This is a genomic window from Nocardioides dilutus, assembly GCF_054779555.1.
Genome location: NZ_BAAGYA010000001.1, coordinates 1,315,234 through 1,333,036, shown reverse-complemented (window position 1 = coordinate 1,333,036; position 17,803 = coordinate 1,315,234). Strand labels below are relative to the sequence as shown.

The window sequence follows — 17,803 nt, the reverse complement described above, 5'->3', positions numbered from 1 at the left end:
ACCGACTAGGTCGCCAGCCGGACCCGGCCGTAGCGGAATCCCACCATCCGCTGGAAGTGCCGCAGGCCGTTCTTCTGCGCGCCGGGCGGCTCCGTGTCGATCAGCCAGCGCACTCCGCGGCGCGACAGCTCCGCCACGAGTGCGTGCGTCATCAGGTAGCGGCTGTCGCTGTGGACCGTGCTGCGGCCCAGCGTGCGGAAGTAGCGCAGCGTGGCCAGCTCCCCGTCGACGGGGGTGACCGAGAGCAGGAGCGGCTCCCCGTCACCATCCACGGCCACCAGCCACAGGTCGTGATCGAGCAGGTCGTCGTTGTCCGGCGTCGCGACCCGGTGGGTGTCATCGGGGTGGTTCTGCTCAGCCCGGTTGGCGAGCGCGAGCAGCCGCAGCCGCTCGTCTGCGTCGGTCACGGAGCGGCAGGTCACCCCGGCCCGCTCGGCGGCCCGGATCTTGCGGCGCAGGGTCTGGGCACGGCGGCCGGTGACGTGGTCCCGCGGGTCGTCGGGGACCGCGAGCATCGCCGAACCCAGCAGCCGCGCCGGCACCCGCAACGGTCCGCGGGCGTCGAGCGTCGCACGGATCGCCCGGCCCCCCGGGATGTCGGAGGGCCGCGCCTCGACGACCGGGAGACGCAGGGTCGCCCGAACGGCTCCCCAGAGGCGCAGGGGGTGGCGCAGCAGGTAGCGCGGCCCGCGCCACGGCGACTCGACATAGGACGTCCAGAAGTCGGCCAGCTCGCGGTCCGCGGGGTCGGTGGACACCCTTCTCACGGTATCGGCGATGCGGGTGCGAAGCGCCCAGAACCGTAGAGTCGACCCTTGTGCCTGAGCTCCTCCACGCCCCGCTGCGCAACGTCGCGATCGTCGCCCACGTCGACCACGGCAAGACCACTCTGGTCGACGCCATGCTGCGCCAGGCCGGTGCCTTCACCGTCCACCAGGCCGAGACCGTCGTCGACCGGGTCATGGACTCCGGCGACCTCGAGCGCGAGAAGGGCATCACCATCCTCGCCAAGAACACGGCGGTGAAGTACGGCGACCTGACGATCAACATCATCGACACCCCCGGGCACGCCGACTTCGGCGGCGAGGTCGAGCGCGGCCTGTCGATGGTCGACGGCATCGTGCTGCTCGTCGACGCCAGCGAGGGCCCGCTCCCCCAGACCCGGTTCGTGCTGCGCAAGGCCCTCAACGCCGACATGCCGGTCGTGCTCGTGGTCAACAAGGTCGACCGTCACGACGCCCGGATCAGCGAGGTGGTCGACGAGACCTACGAGCTGTTCCTTGACCTACTGGACGAGAGCCACGGCCAGGACGCCCTGGACTTCCCGGTCGTCTATGCCAGCGCCAAGGCCGGCATCGCCTCGCTGACCCAGCCCGCCGACGGCGGCCTGCCCGACGGCTCGGACCTCACCCCGCTGTTCAAGACGATCCTGGACACGATCCCGGCGCCGACCTACGTGCAGGGCGCCCCCCTCCAGGCCCACGTCACCAACCTGGACGCCTCGCCGTTCCTGGGCCGGCTGGCCCTGCTGCGCATCCACGCCGGTGAGCTGCGCAAGGGCCAGAACGTCGCGTGGATCCGCCGCGACGGCGACGTCAAGACCGTCAAGATCACCGAGCTGCTGGTCACCGAGGGCCTGGAGCGCAAGCCGGGTGACGTGGCCCGCGCGGGCGACATCTGCGCGGTCGCGGGCATCCCCGACATCACCATCGGCGAGACGCTCGCCGACCCGGAGAACCCGGTCGCGCTGCCCCTCATCCACGTGGACGAGCCGGCCATCTCGATGACCATCGGCACCAACACCTCGCCGCTGGTCGGCCAGGTCAAGGGCCACAAGGTCACCGCCCGGCTCGTCAAGGACCGGCTCGACGCCGAGCTGGTCGGCAACGTGTCGCTGAAGATCCTGCCGACCGACCGCCCCGACGCCTGGGAGGTGCAGGGCCGCGGCGAGCTGGCGCTGGCGATCCTGGTCGAGCAGATGCGGCGCGAGGGCTACGAGCTGACCGTCGGCAAGCCGCAGGTCGTCACCCGCGAGATCGACGGAAAGGTGCACGAGCCGATGGAGCGGCTGACCATCGACGCCCCGGAGGAATACCTCGGCACCATCACCGAGCTGCTCGCGTCCCGCAAGGGCCGGATGGAGTCGATGACCAACCACGGCACCGGCTGGGTGCGGATGGAGTTCAAGGTGCCGGCGCGCGGCCTGATCGGCTTCCGGACCGAGTTCCTGACCGACACCCGCGGCACCGGCATCGCCCACCACATCTCCGACGGCTACGAGCCGTGGGCCGGGGAGATCCGCTCGCGCAACTCCGGGTCGCTGGTCGCCGACCGCAAGGGGGCCGCGACGGCGTACGCCATGACCTCGCTGCAGGAGCGCGGCGTGATGTTCGTGGAGCCGACGACCGAGGTCTACGAGGGGATGATCGTCGGCGAGAACTCCCGCGCCGACGACATGGACGTCAACATCACCAAGGAGAAGCAGCAGACCAACATCCGCTCCTCCACGGCCGACAACTTCGAGAAGCTCATCCCGCCGCGCAAGCTCTCGCTCGAACAGTGCCTGGAGTTCTGCCGCGAGGACGAGTGCGTCGAGGTGACGCCCGAGTCGGTGCGGATCCGCAAGGTCGTGCTCGACGCCAACGCGCGCGCGAAGACCGCGAGCCGAGCGCGTAAAGCCGACAAGTGACCCCCTGAGGCACGCCGGCGTGCATGGCGACGGTCCGGGGTCACTTGTCGGCTTTCTGCGAGGCGAGCGGTCGCGCGACGAAGGAGCGCCGACGGCCAGCCAGGCGCGCAAGGCCAACAAGTAGCCCCATCGGCCGACGGCATCTTGGTAACGATTTCATCTCATCCATGGAAGCGCTCCCACGTATGGCGTACGTCGGCCCAGGCCTTTCCACGCGTGACTCTTGACGAGGTCTGTGACGCGTGCCATGGTGACGCCCGTCACTGAGTGAGAGCGCTCTCACGGCTCTCACCGCCCAACCGGCAGGAGTTCACCGTGTCGCACCCAACCTTCAGGCCGGTCGCCCGGCCCCGTCCCCGGTCCCGCATCCGGACCGGCCTGACCCTCGGCGCGCTGGCCGCGCTGGTCCTCGGAGTCACCACCGCGTGCGGCAGTGACGACGAGGGCGGCGAGGGTGGCAAGACCACGATCACCGTGGCCACGTTCAACGAGTTCGGCTACGAGGACATCATCGAGGAGTGGAACTCCACCCACGACGACATCCAGATCAAGCAGGTCAAGGTCGGCACCTGGGACGACGCGAAGGCCAACCTCTACACCAAGCTCGCCGCGGGCTCCGGCCTCTCCGACATCGAGGCGATCGAGGGTGACGCCATCGCGGCCGTCCTTGCCGAGAGCGACGCGTTCGAGGACCTGACCGACCCCGCCCTCGACGGGCGTTGGCTCGACTTCGTGGTCGAGCGTGGCACCAACTCCGAGGGCCAGCTGATCGGCTACGCCACCGACATCGGCCCCGAGGGCATCTGCTACCGCGCCGACCTGTTCGAGCAGGCCGGTCTGCCGACCGACCGCGAAGAGGTCGCCGCGCTGATGGGCACCTGGGACGACTACTTCGCCACCGGTGAGAAGTTCGTGGCCGCCGTGCCCGACACGGCGTGGTACGACTCGTCCGGTGGCCTCGCTCAGGCGATGCTCAACCAGGTCGAGAACCCCTTCGAGACCGACGACGACGCGATCGAGGTCGACAACCCCGAGCTGAAGGCGGTGTGGGACGCGGTGACGAGCAACGTGGAGACGCTGTCGTCGCGCAACTCGCAGTGGGGTGACGACTGGACCGCCTCGTTCCAGAACAACGGCTTCGCGACCATGGCCTGCCCCGGATGGATGCTCGGCGTCATCGAGGGCAACGCCGAGGGCGTCGAGGGCTGGGACATCGCCGACGTGTTCCCCGGCGGTGGCGGCAACTGGGGTGGCTCCTACCTGACCGTCCCCGCGCAGGGTGACCACATCGAGGAGGCCAAGGAGGTGGCCGCCTGGCTGACCGCTCCGGAGCAGCAGATCAAGGCGTTCAAGGCCAAGGGCACCTTCCCGAGCCAGGTCGAGGCGCTCTCCAGCCCGGAGATCACCGACGCCGTGGAGCCGTTCTTCAACGACGCCCCGGTCGGCGAGATCCTGGCCAACCGCGCCGAGGCGGTCACGGTGCAGCCCCACAAGGGTCCGAAGTACTCCGACATCCTCCAGGCGTTCCAGGCCGCGATCCTCCGGATCGACGACGGCTCTCAGGACGCTGACGAGTCGTGGGAGCAGTTCCTCGTCGACGTCGAGGCCCTGGGCTGAGACTTGTCCCAGCCCAAGCCCGACGATGCAGACACCCGGAGCGGGAGGGACGCCTCCTCCCTCCCGCTCCGGGCGCCGGACTCCCCCGGGAGCGGCGCAACCCGGCTGACCTGGCGGCAGCGTCTCTCACACTGGGACGCCAGGTGGTCGCCGTACCTCTACGTCTCGCCGTTCTTCCTCGTGTTCGCGGTCGTGGGCCTCTTCCCACTCGTCTACACGGCCTACGTCTCCCTGCACGACTGGAGCCTGCTGGGCGGGAAGGGCGAGTTCGTCGGCCTGCAGAACTACCGCGAGGTCTGGGACAACCCCTACTTCCTCAAGCAGACCGTCAACACCCTCAGCATCTTCGTGCTGTCCTCGGGTCCCCAGATCGTCATTGCCGTGGTCCTGGCCGCGCTGCTCGACACCCAGCTGCGCGGCCGGACCTGGTGGCGGATGGGCATCCTGCTGCCGTTCGTCGTCTCGCCGGTCGCGGTCGCGATCATCTTCGGCAGCCTGTTCGGCGACAAGTACGGCGTCATCAACGAGGGCCTCAACGCCCTCGGCATCGATGGGATCGCCTGGCACACCGACCGGCTCGCCAGCCACGTCGCCATCGCCACGATGGTCAACTGGCGCTGGACCGGCTTCAACGCCCTGATCTTCCTGGCGGCCATGCAGGCCGTCCCCCGCGACCTGTATGAGTCGGCGGCGCTCGACGGCGCCGGCAAGGTCCGTCAGTTCCTGTCCGTCACGCTGCCGATGATCCGGCCCACGATGATCTTCGTGGTCATCACCTCGACCATCGGCGGGCTGCAGATCTTCGCCGAGCCGCGGCTCTTCGACGAGACCAACGCCCGCAACGGCGGGGCGGACCGGCAGTTCGGCACCATCACCATGCTGATCTACGACTTCGGCTGGCAGCTGCGCGACCTGGGCCGCGCCTCGGCGACCGCCTGGATGCTGTTCGGCCTCATCCTGGTGCTGGCGCTGGTCAACCTCATGCTCAGCCGCCGCATCGGCAGCCTCGGAGGCCATCGATGACCCGCCGTCCCGGTTTCGTCGTCTACGGCCTGCTCGCCGCCTTCCTCCTGGGCTCGGCGGCCCCGTTCTACTGGTCGTTCCTGCTCGGCTCGCACACCGCCGAGATCGCCGCTCAAGGTGTCCCACCGCTGCTGCCCGGCGGCCACTTCCTCGACAACGCCAAGCGCGCCGTCGACACCATCCCGTTCTGGAAGGCGGTCGGCAACAGCATCTTCGTCTCGTCGGTCGCCGCCACCTCGACCGTGGTGTTCGGGACGCTGGCCGGCTACGCGTTCGCCAAGCTGCGCTTCCGCGGCAGCAACGGCCTGTTGGCCTTCGTCGTGGCCACGATGGCGGTGCCGACGCAGCTCGGGGTCGTCCCGCTGTTCATCCTGATGTCCAAGCTCGGCTGGACCGGGACGACCTGGTCGGTGATCGTCCCGTCGCTGGTGACGGCGTTCGGCGTGTTCTTCATGCGCCAGTACCTCGTCGACGCCGTGCCCGACGAGCTCATCGAGGCCGCCCGGATCGACGGCTGCTCGCAGATCAGGATCGTCTGGCACGTCGTCGCGCCCGCGGCCCGCCCGGCCGCTGCGATCCTGTGGCTCTTCACGTTCATGGCGACCTGGACCGACTTCTTCTGGCCGCTCATCGCCCTGCCCCCCGACAACCCCACCATCCAGGTGGCGCTCAACCAGCTCCAGAGCGGGTTCTTCAAGGACTACAGCCTGGTGCTGGCCGGCACCACCCTGGCCACCATCCCGCTGCTGGTGCTCTTCATCCTCACCGGCCGCCAGCTGGTCGCCGGCATCATGCAAGGAGCCATCAAGGGATGACCGACCTCAACACCCGGCCGCAGGCCACAGCCGAGCTCGCCTTCCCGACGGGGTTCCTGTGGGGAGCGGCCACCGCGGCCTACCAGATCGAGGGCGCCGTGGCCGAGGACGGCCGCACCCCGTCAATCTGGGACACGTTCTCCCGGATCCCCGGCGCGGTGGTCGACGGCGACACGGGCGACGTCGCCTGCGACCACTACCACCGGATGCCCGAGGACGTCGCGCTGATGCGCGAGCTCGGGCTGGCGTCCTATCGCTTCTCGGTGGCCTGGCCCCGGGTGCGGCCCGACGGCGGCGCCGTCGACCAGCGCGGGCTCGACTTCTACCGCCGCCTGGTCGACGAGCTCAACGACGCCGGCATCCGCCCCTGGCTCACGCTCTACCACTGGGACCTGCCGCAGGCACTCGAGGACGCCGGCGGCTGGACCAACCGGGACACCGCCTACCGGTTCGCTGAATACGCCGCGACGGTGCACGACGCGATCGGCGACCGCGTGCCGGTGTGGACGACGCTCAACGAGCCGTGGTGCTCGGCGTTCCTCGGCTACACCGGCGGCGAGCACGCGCCGGGGCGGCAGGAGGGCGTCGCCGGTCTTGTCGCCGCCCACCACCTGATGCTCGGGCACGGCCTGGTCGTGGACGAGCTGCGCCGCCGCGGCGCCGACAACGACCTGGGCATCACCCTCAACTTCACGGTGGCCGACCCGCACGACCCCGACGACCCGGCCGACCGGGATGCCGCCCGGCGGATCGACGGCCTGCACAACCGGTTCTTCCTGGACCCGGTGTTCCGCGGTGCCTACCCGGCCGACGTGCTCGCCGACACCGGCGACCTGCTGTGGCAGGGCGAGCCGTGGCCCACGGTGGTTCGCGACGGCGACCTCGAGCTGATCAGCACCCCGCTGGACGCCCTGGGCGTCAACTACTACAACGGCGAGTCCGTCTCCGGCAGGCCGCACGCCGCGGTCACCGGGGTCGACGGGGCGCACCCGGCCCGGCCGACCCGGATGCCGTTCGTGGGCTGTGACGACGTCACGTTCCCCAGCCGCGGGCTGCCGGTCACCGACATGGGCTGGGAGGTCCAGCCGGAGGGCCTCACCCGGCTGCTCGCCCGGCTCGCGGAGGACTACGACGTCCCGCCGATGTACCTCACCGAGAACGGCGCGGCCTACGTCGACGTGCCCGACGCGGACGGGCGGGTCCACGACTCGGAGCGGATCGCCTTCGTCGCCGACCACCTGCGCGCCGTACACGCCGCGATCGAACGGGGCGTCGACGTGCGGGGCTACTTCTACTGGTCGCTGCTGGACAACTTCGAGTGGGCCTACGGCTACGCGAAGCGTTTCGGCATCGTCTACGTCGACTACGAGTCGCTCCAGCGGACGCCGAAGGAGAGCGCCCGGTGGTACGCCGGCGTCATCGGCCGCAACGCGCTGGGAGCAGTACCGTGACGCGCGTGCCGGACCCGCGCGACAGTCCGAGCCCCGGCGGGTCGCCGACACTCGAGGAGGTCGCCCGGCTGGCCGGCGTCTCGCGAGCCACCGCGTCCCGCGCGATCAACGGCGGCAACCGGGTCAGCGCGCAGGCGCAGAACGCGGTCGACGAGGCGGTGCGGGCCCTCGGCTACACCCCCAACCCAGCGGCCCGCAGCCTGGTCACCCGGCGTACCGACTCCGTGGCGCTGGTGGTGCCCGAGCCCGACGAGCGGGTGTTCTCGGACCCCTTCTTCGCCCGGACCCTGCGCGGGGTGTCCCGGGTCCTCACCGAGCGCGACCTGCAGCTGGTGCTGCTCATGGCCCGGCCCGGGCCCGAGGAGCAGCGGATGCTGCGCTACCTGCGCAACCGCCACGTCGACGGCGCCGTGGTCGTCTCCCACCACGAGGCCGACAGCCTCGCCGACCACCTCGCGGCGCTCGACCTGCCCTGCGCGTTCGTGGGGCGCCCCTGGACCAGCGCCGACCGGGTCTCCTACGTCGACACGGACAACGAGGCGGGGTCCAGGCTGGCCACGCAGGTGCTGCTCGACCGCGGGTGCCGGCGGATCGGCGCGATCGCCGGCCCGGCGGACATGACCGCCGCCCAGGACCGGCTGACCGGGTTCCGGGCCGCGATGGCCGACGCCGGCTTCTCGGCCGACGCGGTCGTGCACGGCGACTTCACCGAGCGCGGCGGCGAGGCCGCGGCCGTCGCGCTGCTGGAGCAGGCGCCCGACCTCGACGGCATCGCGGTCGCCTCCGACCTGATGGCGGTGGGCGCCCTGCGGGTCCTCGCCGCCCAGGGACGCCGGGTGCCCGACGACGTCGCGGTCGTCGGTTACGACGACCTGGGGCTCGCCGAGATGACCGACCCGCCGCTCACCACGGTCCGCCAGCCGACCGTCGACATGGCCGAGCAGGCCACCCGGCTCCTGCTCGAGCAGATCGACGGCGGGCGGGGCGGCCACCCGATGCGGGTGATCTTCCCGCCGTCGCTGGCGCGGCGTGCCAGCGCCTGAGTTTCATCGGCCGGCCGATGAAACTGGCGCCTGGACGACGAAGGTTCATCGTCCGGGCGTGAGTTTCATCGGCCGGCCGATGAAACTCGCGCCTTGCCGGTCCGCCACAATGCGCGCGTGCTCCTCGACGTCCAGCTCGACGGCCGGCCCGACCAGGCCGCGACACGCGCGCGGGAGCTCGTGGACGCCGGGGCGGCCGGGCTGTTCACCTTCGAGGGGCCGCACGACGTGTTCCTGCCGCTCGCGGCGGCCGCCGGTGTCGTCGAGGCCGACCTGATGACCAACGTCGCGATCGCGATGCCGCGCTCGCCGATGCACCTCGCGCACGCGGCCTGGGACCTGCAGCTGATGTCCGGCGGCCGGTTCCGGCTCGGGCTGGGCTCCCAGGTCCGGCCGCACATCGAGAACCGCTACGGCGCCACGTGGTCGCCGCCCGCCGCCCGGATGCGGGAGATCGTGCTGGCGGTCAAGGCGATCCTGGGCTCCTGGCAGGACGGCACCCGGCTCGACTTCCGCGGCGAGTTCACCAAGCACACGCTGATGCCGCCGACGTTCGTGCCCGGCCCCAACCCGTTCGGCGCGCCACCCGTGCTGCTGGGCGCGCTCGGCCCGGTGATGACCCGGACCGCGGCCGAGGTCGCCGACGGCCTGCTCGTCATGCCCTTCCACAGCCACCGGCACGTCAGGTCGCGGACCCTGCCGGCCGTCGCCGAGGGGCTCGCCCGGGCCGGCCGCTCGTCCTCGGACTTCTCGATCTATCCCCAGGCGATCCTGGCCATGGGGCGCAGTGCGGCCGAGCTGGACGCGGCGACCCTCGGAGTGCGCGGGCTGCTGGCGTTCTACGGCTCCACCCCGGCGTACCGCCCGGTGCTCGACATCGAGGGCTGGGGCGACCTGCAGCCGCAGCTCAACGCCCTGTCGAAGACCGGCGATGTGGCGGCGATGATCGACCTGGTCACGCCCGAGATGGTCGAGACGCTCGCGGTCCGCGGCACGCCCGAGGAGTGCGCCGCCGAGCTCTTGCGGCGGTTCGGTGACTTGACCGACCGGGTCTGCTGCTACTTCCCGGGCTACGACGTCCCGCTGGACCAGGTGTCGGCGTTGGGGGCCGGGCTGGCGGGCCGCCGCTTGTAACCCGGTGTCCGGACCACTCCCACGGTGGCCGGACACCGTGGTAGAGGTCTGGACACCGGGTTACAGCTCCGCGGCCAGGCCGGCCACCCGCTCCACCTGGCCGACGTCCGACGACGTGGGGATCAGGTGCACCTCGTCGCACCCGATGTCCTCGAGACGGCGGAGTACGTCGCGGAGCTCGGCCTCGGTGCCGGCGAAACCGGTCGTGGGAGCCATCGCGTCGACGAACTCGGCCGGGATCCAGTTCATGTAGTGCCGCAGGTGCCGGTGCACCTGGTCGCGGGCGGCGCCGGAGCCGTCGTCGAGGGCGAACCAGAACGACGTGGTCAGCCGCGGGGCCGCCCGGCCGGCCTCCGACCAGGCGGCCCGGGCCAGGTCGAACAGCGCGGCGACCGCGGCCACGTCGAGGTCGAGGGTCACACCGGCCAGGCCGTCGGCCCAGTGGGCGGCCGAGCGGATCGTCTTCGGCCCCATGGTCCCGACCAGCAGCGGGGGTCCGCCCGGCTGCAGTGGCGCCGGGCCGACCGGGCGCATGGCCTCGGTGACCTTCTGGCCCGCCCAGACCCGCTTCATCACGGCCACCCGCGAGGCCATCTCCGCCATGGTCTGGGAGACCGGGTCGGCCGAGACGGCGCGGTAGTCCTCCTCCCGGCCGCCGACGCCGAGGCCGACGGTGAGGCGGCCTCCCGACAGGCGGTCCGCGGTCGCCAGCGACTTCGCCAGCAGGACGGGGTCGTGCAGCTGCGGGACGATCACGGTGGTCACCAGCCGCACCCGGGAGGTCCACGCGGCGCAGGCGCCGAGCAGCACCAGCGTCTCCGGGTTGTCGAAGGCCATCCGCTCGCCGAAGCACAGCGAGGCGAACGGCCCGTCGTCCACGGCCCTGGCCCAGCGCTCCAGCGTCGAGTCCGCCTGCCACAGGTCCGGCTCCATCACCGGCAGCGTCATGCCCAGGTCCACGGGCGAAGACTAGGAGGTGCGCACGCCCAGCCCGTCGATCCGGACCGGCTTGCCGCTGCGGGTCACGATCCGCACCACGCCGCTGCGGGGCGAGGCGAACGCCGCCAGCGGGACCACCTTCGCAAAGCGATGTGGACCCGAGAGCCGCACCCGCCCGACCAGTACGCCGCCGAGATAGACGCGCACCCGGCCGTGACCCGTCCCGGTGCCGACGACCAGCGCCAGCGCCTCCACACCGGACACCCGGTAGGTGAGCGCCGCCTTCTTGGTGGCGGCGGCGGTGTAGGTGCCCCGGTAGGCCGCGGCCGAGGTCCGGCGCTTCCACCGCTTGCCCGCGGACAGCCGCCGGTCGTCGACGGGCACGGTGAACACCGTGGCGGCCGGCGTCGGGTCGAGGCTTCCCTCGGCGTCCCGGGCGGCGACGGTGAGCCGGTGCGTCCCCGCGGACAGGCCGGACAGGGTGAGCGGCGACGAGGTGCACGCGACGACGACCCCGTCGAGACGGCAGACGAACGTCGACCCGGCCTCCGACGAGGCGTAGGCCACCGAGGTCGACGACGACAGCAGCCAGGTCGGTGGCCCGGAGGTCAGCCAGGTCTCCGGCGGGGTCGGCGGGGTCGGCGGGGCCGGCGGTGGCGGCCCTGGGGCGGTCACGACCACGGCCGTCGGTGCCGAGGAGCCGCCCACCCAGGACCCACCGAGGGACAGGACGACCTGGTAGGTCCGGCCGCCGGTCGCCGGCAGGTCGGCGGAGTGGGTGCAGGACGCGGTCCCGGCATCCGACACGGGCACCGCGCCGCACAGCACCTCGCCGGTGGTCGCGTCGGTGAACGTCAGCGTCGCGGTGCTCAGCGGAGCCGGGGTGCCGTCCGGCACCTCGACGACGGTCGCGGACAGCGCGAGGTCGACCGCGTCGGGGCCGCCGGTGGGCGCCGCGACCTCGGTGGGCCCGTCGTACGTCGCCGTCGCCGACTCCCCCGTCACGACGACGTTGCGGTCGAAGGTCTTGGTGTCGACGCCGTCGGTGACCTCGAGGTGGACGGGGTAGGTACCCGGCGGCGCGAGCGCCGTGCCGGTGACCGCCCATGACCCAGGCCCGTCCTCGGCGAGGGACAGCCCCGACGGCAGTCCCGTGAGGTCGGCGGTCAGCGCGTCCGGCGGCGCGTTGCTGGACTCGGCGGCGAAGGCGAAGACGAGAGGGTCGGAGTGCTGGGTCGCCGGCGCGGCGGGCACGCCGGTCACCGTGAGGCCCGCGGGAGGCGGCGTGACCGAGACGTCGGCGTCGCTGACGTCGAAGAAGTAGCCGTCCACCGCCTCGACCATGAACCGCACCGCCGCGGCGTCGACGTCCGGGAGCGTCACGGTGTGCGAGCCGTCGTTGGGGGTGGTCGCCGCCAGCACGGTGCCGAAGGTCTCGCCGCCGTCGGTCGACATCCGGATCCGGACGTCGGCGGCGAGCGCGGCGGTGTTGGCGGTCCAGGTGACCGTCTGGGAGGTCCCGCCGGTCAGGATCGCCGGCTCCGCGTGGCTGGTGACCCGGAACGGCCCGGTCGTCTTGTCGACGGTGAGCGTCACCTCGTCGTTGGCCACCCCGCCGGCGGCGTCGCGGTCGCGGGCGACCAGCCGGAAGTGCAGCTGGGTTGGGGTGTACGCCGCCGTGGGCAGCCACTCCGCGTAGCACTCGGCGGCGCCCGGCCCGGCCGCGCAGGTGCCGGTCTCGGCGTTGGTGTGGCCGGCGACCACCTGGGCGAGGTCGGGGAAGGTCCGGGTGGCCGAGGCCGCGGGCACCGGCGTACGGAACAGCGGTCCGTCGGTCTTGGCCGGGTCGGTCAGCGCGAGACCATCGAGACCACCGAGGTCGGCCTGCTCCCACTGGTAGACGAGCGGGTCGCCGTCGGCGTCGGTGGCGGTGCCGGTCAGCGCGAACGGCGTGCGCAGCGGGATCGTCCGGTCCGCGGGTGCGGTGACGACGGGGTGGTGGTTGGCGGAGGTGGCGGCGGTCCCTCCCGGGGCCTGCAGGCCGCCCTGGTCGATGTCGTTGACCGCGGCGGTGAACGTCCCGGCGAGCGGCACGACCGTGGGCTCGACGACGTCGGTGAAGCTGGCGAAGGTGAGCTCGAAGCCACGGTCGTCGAAGACGCCGGTCTGCCAGAACGGCCGGACCTTGGAGATGATCGCCTCCGGCACGGCGGCCAGCACCGCGGCCTTGATCGCCGTCTCGTTGTAGTTGACGCCGCGGGTGATCGGCGCGGTCTCCACGCCGGCGAACGACAGCTTGAACGAGTCGGAGCCGTCGAAGTCCTTGAACGCGACCGACTGCACCTCCATGGCGAGGGCGTCCTCGGGCACCGCGCCGTCGCCGACGACGTAGGTGCCGACCTCGGCCCGGCTCACCGTCGAGAACCACGGGTCGGCGTCCGCCTGGACGTCGTCGACGCCGCAGGTGCCCGCGCCGCCCATGATGCTGGTGCCCGAGCCCGGCTCGACCGCGGTGTCCTGGTTGCGGTCCTCCTCGCACCAGACCCCGTCGAAGGTCGGGCTCGCACCCAGCTGGTGCCCGAGCTCGTGCGCCACTCTGTCGACGACGAACCCGTCCCCGGACGGCGTCGGGCTGCCGGAGCAGCCGAACGCGCGGTACTCCGTCCCGGCCGTGGCGGGGTACGCCGCGCCCCCGGCCGCGGAGCCCAGCAGCAGGTGCCCGATCTCGTAGCTGCGCGCCCCGAGGAGCTGCCCGATGACCAGGCGCGTGCGCCGCAGCGTGTCGTCGGTGCAGGACGCGAGGTGGTCCGGCGTGAAGCACGGCTGCGCACCGCACGGGCCGTTGGCGGCGGTGGCCTCGGCGGTGGTGCGCAGGTTGAGGTCGATGGAGCCCGGCGCCAGCACGAACCGGATCGCCAGCTCCTCGCCGAAGAGCTGGTTGAGCCGGTCGACCACGAGGCCCTTCGCGGCCAGCACCTGGGCGTCCGACTCCGCGTCGGTCGTCGCCGTGGGCGCCACCGCGGCGGCGTACGCCGGGTCGCTGAGCAGCGCCAGCCGGTAGGTCCGGAGCACCACGGACGCGCCGGGTGCCTCGCCGACCGACGCGGCAGGAGCCGCCGGCAGGAGGGCAAGCGCCGACGCGCAGAGCACGAGAGCGAGAGCGCGGCGCACGGCGGTTCCTACGGGGTCCGGCCCGAGTGGCGGGGGAGGTCGTTTTCGACGGTACGACGCGGGCGCGGGCGGCGAGGGCCGAACGGGAGAAGTCGAGTCCCTACGATGCTCGGGTGACTGCCGAGCGTGATCCCATCCGTGAGGCACACCGCCAGTGGGTCGCCCACGGCTGGGAGGCCGCAGCCGACGGCATGGCGATGGTCACCTCCGTCGTCCGCGTCCAGCAGCTCCTGCTCGAGCGGATCGACGCCGTGCTCCGCCCGCTCGGCCTGACCTTCGCCCGCTACGAGGTGCTCCGGCTGCTGTCGTTCTCCTCGGCCGGCGCGATGCCGATGACCCGGATGGGGTCCCTGCTGCAGGTGCACCCGACCTCGGTGACGTCAGCGGTGGACCGCTTGGAGAAGCAGGGCTACGTCGCCCGGTCCCGCCGCGACTCCGACCGCCGCGTGGTGCTGGCCTCGATCACCGACTCCGGCCGGGCCGTCGTGGACCAGGCGACCGCCGGCCTCAACTCCTCGGTCTTCGAGAACCCCGGCCTGTCCTCCCCCGAGCTCGCCGACCTCACCCGTCTGCTCGGCCTGCTGCGCGCCGGTGCCGGCGACCACGTGGGCTGAGGATCCGGCGGTCGGGGGCCGCGCGATAGTCCCAGACGTTCGGGACAGTCGTACGGCGTGTCGGCGTCCCGAACGTCGGGGACTATCGCGTCGCGCGCGCGGGAAGGTACGATTACTAGGACGTCCAACTAATTCCGCGAGGTGTCGATGTCCGACCTCCATGTCCCGACCAACCCGGTGCGGGTGGTGACTGCGTCCAGCCTGTTCGACGGGCACGACGCGGCGATCAACATCATGCGCCGGATCTTCATGAGCCAGGGCTGCGAGGTGATCCACCTCGGGCACAACCGCTCGGTCGCCGAGGTGGTCGACGCGGCGGTCGAGGAGGACGCGCAGGGAGTGGCCGTCAGCTCCTACCAGGGCGGCCACGTCGAATACTTCGAGTACCTCGTCGAGTCGCTGCGCGACCGCGGCGCCGGGCACGTCAAGGTCGTCGGCGGCGGTGGCGGGGTCATCGTCCACGACGAGATCGAGCGACTGCGCGCCAGCGGCGTCACGATCTTCTCCCCCGAGGACGGCCAGCGGATGGGCCTCCCCGGGATGATCAACTCGGTCGTCCGCGACCTCGACGTCGACCTCTGGGAGCAGCGACCGGTCAGCGTCGACGCCGTGCTCGGCGGCGACAAGGCGGCCGTGGCCCGGGCGATCACGGGCGTCGAGCTCGGCCGGGTCCCCGACGCCGACCTGACGGCGCTGCGCGACGCGGCCAACCGGCGGCACGTCCCGGTGCTCGGCATCACCGGCACCGGCGGGTCCGGCAAGTCCAGCCTCACCGACGAGCTGGTACGCCGCTTCCGGGTCGACCAGCAGGACAAGCTGCGGATCGCGGTGGTGGCCGTCGACCCGACCCGGCGCAAGGGCGGCGGCGCGCTGCTCGGTGACCGGATCCGGATGAACAGCCTGTCGCTGGGCCGGACGTCGGACGACGACCGCGCCTACTTCCGCTCGCTCGCCACCCGCGGCGCGCACGAGCTGCCCGACCACCTCGGCGACGTCCTCACGGTGCTCAAGGCCGGCGGCTTCGACCTGGTGGTCGTGGAGACGCCGGGCATCGGCCAGGGAGACGCGGCGATCATCCCGTTCGCGGACACCAGCCTCTACGTGATGACGCCGGAGTACGGCGCCGCGTCCCAGCTGGAGAAGATCGACATGCTCGACTTCGCCGACGTCGTGGCGATCAACAAGTTCGAGCGCCGCGGCGCGGAGGACGCGCTGCGCGACGTCGGCCGCCAGCTGGTCCGCAACCGCGAGGCGTTCGGCAAGCAGCCGGAGGACATGCCGGTCTTCGGCACCAGCGCGGCGACGTTCAACGACGACGGGGTCACCGCGCTCTACCAGCACCTGCGGGCGCGGCTCGCCGACGACGGCCTCACCCTCGACGAGGGCGTCCTCGAGCGGGTCGACGTCCGGCACTCCTCACGGATCCGCCAGGTCGTTCCCGGCGACCGGGTGCGCTACCTCGCCGAGATCGCTCAGACCGTGCGCAGCTATCACGCGCGGACCGACGAGCTGGTCGAGCAGGCCCGGCGGCTGCAGCGGCTCGACGCGGTCGCCGCCGAGCTGGCCGAGGGCGAGCGCGGCGGCGTACCCGCTCTCCTGGAGCAGGCGCGGTCCGACCTCGACAAGGACGTCGCGAGCCAGCTCGAGCACTGGCCCTCGGTCGTGCAGGAGTACGACGGACACCCCGGCCGCGAGTCGCTCTCGGGCAACCGCGTGCCCCGCGTCGCCGTACCCCGCTACGCCGACCACGGCGAGCTGGTGCGCTTCTGGCGACGCGAGAACCTGCCCGGCCGGTTCCCGTTCACCGCGGGTGTCTTCCCGTTCAAGCGGGAGAACGAGGACCCGGCCCGGATGTTCGCGGGTGAGGGCGACCCGGCGCGCACGAACCGCCGCTTCAAGCGGCTCTCCGAGGGGCAGCCGGCCACGCGCCTCAGCACGGCGTTCGACTCGGTCACCCTCTACGGCCGCGACCCCGACGAGCGGCCCGACATCTACGGCAAGGTCGGCACGTCCGGGGTGAGCGTCGCGACGCTGGACGACATGAAGGAGCTCTACGACGGCTTCGACCTGCTGTCGCCGACGACGTCGGTGTCGATGACGATCAACGGCCCGGCGCCGACGGTGCTCGCGTTCTTCCTCAACACCGTGCTCGACCAGGCGAAGGAGAATGGCGTCGACCCGGCGTACGCCCTCCAGACCGTGCGCGGCACCGTGCAGGCCGACATCCTCAAGGAGGACCAGGGCCAGAACACCTGCCTGTTCTCCACCGAGTTCAGCCTGCGGTGCATGGCCGACATCCAGGAGTGGTTCATCGAGCAGGGAGTGCGCAACTTCTACTCGGTCTCGATCTCCGGCTACCACATCGCCGAGGCCGGGGCGAACCCCATCAGCCAGCTGGCGTTCACGCTCGCCAACGGGTTCACCTACGTCGAGTCCTACCTGGCGCGCGGCATGGACATCGACGACTTCGCGCCCAACCTGTCGTTCTTCTTCAGCAACGGCATGGACCCCGAATACTCCGTCATCGGCCGGGTCGCGCGCCGGATCTGGGCGGTCACGATGCGCGACAAGTACGGCGCCAACGAGCGCTCCCAGAAGCTGAAGTACCACGTCCAGACGTCGGGGCGGTCGCTGCACGCGCAGGAGATGGACTTCAACGACATCCGCACCACGCTGCAGGCGCTGATCGCGATCTACGACAACGCCAACTCGCTGCACACCAACGCCTATGACGAGGCCGTGACGACGCCGTCGGACAAGTCCGTACGCCGCGCGCTCGCCATCCAGATGATCATCAACCGCGAGTGGGGCCTGGCGATGAACGAGAACCCGCTCCAGGGTTCCTACGTCATCGACGAGCTCACCGACCTGGTGGAGGCGGCGGTGCTGGCCGAGTTCGACCGGATCTCCGAGCGCGGCGGCGTACTCGGGGCGATGGAGACCGGCTACCAGCGTGGCCGGATCCAGGACGAGTCGATGCTCTACGAGCACCGCAAGCACGACGGCTCGCTGCCGATCATCGGCGTCAACACCTTCCGCAACCCCGACGCCTCCGACGGGACCCCGGACCACGTCGAGCTCGCCCGGGCGACCGAGGAGGAGAAGGCCTCGCAGCTGCGGCGGGTCCAGGACTTCCAGGCCGCCCACGCCTCCGAGGCCGAGGCCGCCCTGGCCCGGCTCAAGGCGGCCGCGGTCGCCGGCGACAACGTCTTCGCGGTGCTCATGGACGCCGCCCGGGTCTGCACGCTCGGCCAGGTCACCGAGGCGTTCTTCGAGGTGGGCGGGCAGTACCGGCGGAACGTGTGAG

The 17,803-nt window shown here is 71.7% G+C and carries 12 protein-coding genes; 9 read left to right on the top strand and 3 right to left on the bottom strand.

Going from position 1 to position 17,803, the window contains the following annotated elements; all coding sequences use genetic code 11:
- Window positions 1-5: 5 nt before the first annotated feature.
- Window positions 6-758, bottom strand: a complete 753-nt coding sequence (locus tag ACYVC6_RS06450; RefSeq protein WP_460712134.1) for a hypothetical protein — start codon at window positions 756-758, stop codon at window positions 6-8.
- A gap of 59 nt (window positions 759-817) precedes the next feature.
- Between ACYVC6_RS06450 and typA the strand changes: the two genes are divergently transcribed.
- The 7 genes from typA to ACYVC6_RS06415 all read left to right on the top strand — a co-directional run bounded on the left by typA (window position 818) and on the right by ACYVC6_RS06415 (window position 9,772).
- Entirely contained in the window at window positions 818-2,689 is a 1,872-nt protein-coding gene (gene typA / locus ACYVC6_RS06445; protein WP_460712133.1) for a translational GTPase TypA, read from the top strand.
- 315 nt (window positions 2,690-3,004) lie between these two features.
- The gene (locus ACYVC6_RS06440) at window positions 3,005-4,306 is read left to right on the top strand and encodes an ABC transporter substrate-binding protein (RefSeq protein ID WP_460712131.1); all 1,302 of its coding nucleotides are present in this window, start codon (window positions 3,005-3,007) and stop codon (window positions 4,304-4,306) included.
- Between the two features lie 3 nt (window positions 4,307-4,309).
- Window positions 4,310-5,329: a carbohydrate ABC transporter permease gene (locus ACYVC6_RS06435; RefSeq protein WP_460712130.1), complete on the top strand. Its 1,020-nt coding sequence runs from the start codon at window positions 4,310-4,312 to the stop codon at window positions 5,327-5,329.
- Window positions 5,326-6,144: a carbohydrate ABC transporter permease gene (locus tag ACYVC6_RS06430; protein ID WP_460712129.1), complete on the top strand. Its 819-nt coding sequence runs from the start codon at window positions 5,326-5,328 to the stop codon at window positions 6,142-6,144. The genes ACYVC6_RS06435 and ACYVC6_RS06430 overlap by 4 nt, the downstream gene beginning before the upstream one ends.
- Entirely contained in the window at window positions 6,141-7,595 is a 1,455-nt protein-coding gene (locus tag ACYVC6_RS06425) for a GH1 family beta-glucosidase (protein WP_460712128.1), read from the top strand. The genes ACYVC6_RS06430 and ACYVC6_RS06425 overlap by 4 nt, the downstream gene beginning before the upstream one ends.
- A 5-nt stretch (window positions 7,596-7,600) precedes the next feature.
- Complete coding sequence (locus tag ACYVC6_RS06420; protein WP_460712127.1) at window positions 7,601-8,638, top strand: LacI family DNA-binding transcriptional regulator; 1,038 nt, start codon at window positions 7,601-7,603, stop codon at window positions 8,636-8,638.
- A gap of 117 nt (window positions 8,639-8,755) precedes the next feature.
- A complete protein-coding gene (locus ACYVC6_RS06415) occupies window positions 8,756-9,772 on the top strand; it encodes a TIGR03617 family F420-dependent LLM class oxidoreductase (RefSeq protein WP_460712125.1) in 1,017 nt (338 codons plus the stop codon).
- Between the two features lie 60 nt (window positions 9,773-9,832).
- Here ACYVC6_RS06415 and ACYVC6_RS06410 read toward each other — a convergent pair whose 3' ends face one another.
- Both ACYVC6_RS06410 and ACYVC6_RS06405 read right to left on the bottom strand, forming a co-directional pair.
- The gene (locus tag ACYVC6_RS06410) at window positions 9,833-10,732 is read right to left on the bottom strand and encodes an LLM class flavin-dependent oxidoreductase (RefSeq protein ID WP_460712122.1); all 900 of its coding nucleotides are present in this window, start codon (window positions 10,730-10,732) and stop codon (window positions 9,833-9,835) included.
- A 9-nt stretch (window positions 10,733-10,741) separates the two neighbouring features.
- Window positions 10,742-13,882, bottom strand: a complete 3,141-nt coding sequence (locus ACYVC6_RS06405; protein ID WP_460712120.1) for a M12 family metallo-peptidase — start codon at window positions 13,880-13,882, stop codon at window positions 10,742-10,744.
- A gap of 113 nt (window positions 13,883-13,995) precedes the next feature.
- Between ACYVC6_RS06405 and ACYVC6_RS06400 the strand changes: the two genes are divergently transcribed.
- Entirely contained in the window at window positions 13,996-14,496 is a 501-nt protein-coding gene (locus ACYVC6_RS06400) for a MarR family winged helix-turn-helix transcriptional regulator (protein WP_460712119.1), read from the top strand.
- Window positions 14,497-14,643: 147 nt separating this feature from the next.
- Complete coding sequence (gene icmF / locus ACYVC6_RS06395) at window positions 14,644-17,802, top strand: fused isobutyryl-CoA mutase/GTPase IcmF (protein WP_460712117.1); 3,159 nt, start codon at window positions 14,644-14,646, stop codon at window positions 17,800-17,802.
- Window position 17,803 lies beyond the last annotated feature (1 nt).